Source organism: Bifidobacterium pullorum subsp. saeculare (assembly GCF_016899725.1).
In the GTDB taxonomy this organism is placed as follows: domain Bacteria; phylum Actinomycetota; class Actinomycetes; order Actinomycetales; family Bifidobacteriaceae; genus Bifidobacterium; species Bifidobacterium pullorum_C.
The window spans coordinates 1-429 of sequence record NZ_JACLYU010000288.1; the positions used below are offsets into that span (position 1 = coordinate 1).

The window sequence follows — 429 nt, forward strand, 5'->3', positions numbered from 1 at the left end:
CTCGAGGAGAGTCAGCACTGGTCGCGCGAGCGCCTGCTCCGGTTTCGGGACGAGAAGCTGCGGCGCCTCGTTGCCCACGCCTACGGGCACGTGCCCTACTACCGGCGGCTGATGAACGACGCCGGGGTGCAGCCGATGTCGATCCAGGGACTGGCGGACCTGCCGAAGCTGCCCATCCTCACCAAGGACATGCTGCGCGAGCAGCACGCGGCCCTGCGCGCCGACGACATCGATGACGCGCACGTCGAGATCGGCGTGACGGGAGGGACCACCGGCAATCCGATGCGCGTCCGGCGCGATCGCGCCTCCACCGTCTGGCAGCGCGCCGCCTACTGGCGGGGTTTCGGCTGGGCCGGGCTGCACCTGGGAGAACCGTGGGTGCAGGTCTTCGGGGGGTCGCTCGGCCTCGTCAACGTCTCTCGCAAGGAG

At 70.2% G+C, this 429-nt stretch carries 1 protein-coding gene; it reads left to right on the top strand.

Translation table 11 applies throughout. The features are described from left to right. Window positions 1-429: hypothetical protein (locus H7U32_RS10575; RefSeq protein WP_239457692.1), on the top strand; the 429-nt coding region annotated here is incomplete at both ends.